This window comes from Candidatus Cloacimonadota bacterium (genome assembly GCA_011372345.1).
Taxonomy (GTDB): domain Bacteria; phylum Cloacimonadota; class Cloacimonadia; order Cloacimonadales; family TCS61; genus DRTC01.
Window position 1 is genome coordinate 1 of record DRTC01000543.1, and the last position, 2,725, is coordinate 2,725.

Consider the following 2,725-nt stretch of genomic DNA (forward strand, 5'->3'; position numbering starts at 1 on the left):
GTAAATCGACAACTCCACATAACCATCTTTTGCAATTTGATAAGAAATATTCGTACCGGAATTGTTGTTAGAAAGATTAAAAGGATTCGGATAATTCTGATAAAGAAGATCCTGCTCGATAAATTCGATCTGAGGTAAACCAAAAAGATCGGCAATATGATTTTTTATTTTTATCTCGTTTTCGGAATTTCCGAGATTTTCGTAGATTTCGATAAAATTATCTTGAGCAGCTTCGATCATTTCAGGTGAAATCGTTATTCCCTGAGTCGCTGAATGAGTCTTTCCCCAATTTAGTAAGATTGCCAGAACATCGGTGATATTTACTTCTCCATCACCGTTGCAATCCGCATAAGCAGCATCAAATTCGTTCCAACCTCCGGGATGCTCAATTCCTTCCCAATTGAAAGTTAAGGACGCTCTTGGATTGCCCTGTTTTCTCCAATAAGTACCGATTGGTTCAATATCGGTTTCATTGACATCTCCATCATTATTCGTATCTCCTGGATAGATATAGGAAATATCTCCGGAGATCGTTACTTCGAGAGGACTTGTCAGAACGGATTCTCCTCCATCGTAAACAGCAGAAACAGCGTATTCATAAGTCCCATTCGCTAAATCCTGATCATTATAATACAAGTCCGTTATTGCAATTGTGTTTATCTTGGAACCATCTCGATAGATGTTGTAGCCGAGTAAATCTCTATATGAGAAAGTATCCGGTTTTAGAGTTTTTATCCTGAAATATTCGTTAGAATTTTTTGAAAAATTATTAGTATTTCTAATGCTTTTATAGGTAAAATCTTCAGGATTAAATTTAAGGATTCTGCTTTCATTTGATGCAGTAATGTTATCAACAAACCAGATATACCAGATTCCATCATTAGTTGGTCCATCAACAGCATTAAAAGCAACTTTGATATTTTGATCGGCATATGAGCTTAAATCGATAGTGTAAGGAAAGCTGTAATAATTCCAATCACCGGATGACAGATCAGAAGCATCCCACAATATATCCCAGGTAGATCCGTTATCATCTGAAACTTTAACATAGTAATGATCAGAATTTATCGAACCTTCGAACACTATTGACCAGAATTCAAAATTCATACCGGAACTACATTCAAATTCCGGAGTAATTAACCATTCGTCCTGATGATCATAAGACCAGAATAATCCGCAATGATAAGAATCTATCGGTTCAATGTTTTCTTCTGAGCTTGTAAAATCATTCACTGTCCAAAATCCTGGTATCGATCCTGAAGTATCAGTATTCTCTCCGGCGATCGTCCATCCCTCAGGAGTAATTCCCTGCTCAAAATTCTCCTCAAATTCATCATCTCCACCACCTCCCGGAGCCAACCATGTTAAATAAACATCATCAATATTAATTTGAGCCTGCAGATCAGTCGGAGGTAAGAAATCATCATTAAAAACATAGATATAATTTTCTGCTTGTTCAGTCGATTCATTAGTTCCATCTGAAATAGTAAGAGAAACAGTAAAACTCCCGGTACTTAAATACTCATGAGCAGGATTCTGCTCTATGCTGGTTTCACCATCGCCAAAATCCCATTCCCAGGAAGTTGGATTTCCAGTAGAAAGATCGGTAAATTGAACAGTCAGAGGAACAGTTCCTGATATTGGTGTTCCGGTAAAGCCAGCTTTTAAATCCTCTTCTGCGATTATTACTTCTGCTGGATTTGTAGGAATGGATTCACCTTCATCATAAACTGCTGTTACTGTGTATTGGTAAGTTCCAAAATCCAGAGCAGGATCATCATAGAACAGATCAGTAATAATAGAGTCATTTATTTGTAATTCATCTCTGTAAACATTGTAACCGAGAAGGTCGCGACTTTCCAAACTTTGATCTTTTTTTCTATGAATTTGATTTGAGATATTTTTCATTCGAACTTTTTCAATTTTACCTTCTGAAAGACCGAAATTTTTCTCAAAATTAAAGGAAAATATTTTTCTCGTTCCGGAACTAACCATAAAATCATCTACTAAAAAAAAGAAAGCATCGTTTGAAATACAATTAATACCAATATATACATCTTGACCAGCATAATCAGAAAGATCATAAGTATATTCATTCCAATCAATTGGTGCTTCAAGATAATTACCACTTGATATTATTGTAAAACTTGCAGGATTTGTATCGGTTGTCGAGATTCCAACCTTGAATCGTTCCAAACCATACAAAGCAGTATATGATTTCGCCCAGAAGGATAATTGATAATCTTCTTGTACATTAATAAGAGGAGTTATCATCCAATCATTATTGGGTGGATTGGTAGATGCAATACAAGCAGCCATCTTGCTTCCCGAATGAGGTGTCATATCATCTACCGGAGGTTCAACAGCAGAAGGATTGAAAACCATGAAGGACATTAATTCTCCGCTGTGAAGGAAATCATGTCCTTCTATTCCATAAGTTTCCGATTGATCAACATCGACTAAAGTCCAGGGAGCAAATTGAATAGAAAAATCTGAATATGACTCGAAATCTTCATCTATTTCGTCACCTTCTCCACTTCCCGGAGCATTCCAGGTCAAATGAACATCGTTATCGTCGGTGATTTCTGCCTGCAGATTTGTCGGAGGTAAAAGTTCTTCATCATAAATGGAAATGTAGTCAGTTTTAATTTCGGTATCTGTATTTAAACTATCGTCAGTGACTGTTAAAGTGACTGTATAAGTTCCGATATTTTCATAAATATGA

General features: G+C 36.3%; 1 protein-coding gene. It reads right to left on the reverse strand.

Features of this window, described 5'->3' with window-relative positions:
* Positions 1-2,394, reverse strand: a 2,394-nt coding sequence (locus tag ENL20_10305; protein ID HHE38948.1) for a PKD domain-containing protein, incomplete at its 3' end; no start/stop codon positions are given.
* Between the last annotated feature and the right edge of the window lie 331 nt (positions 2,395-2,725).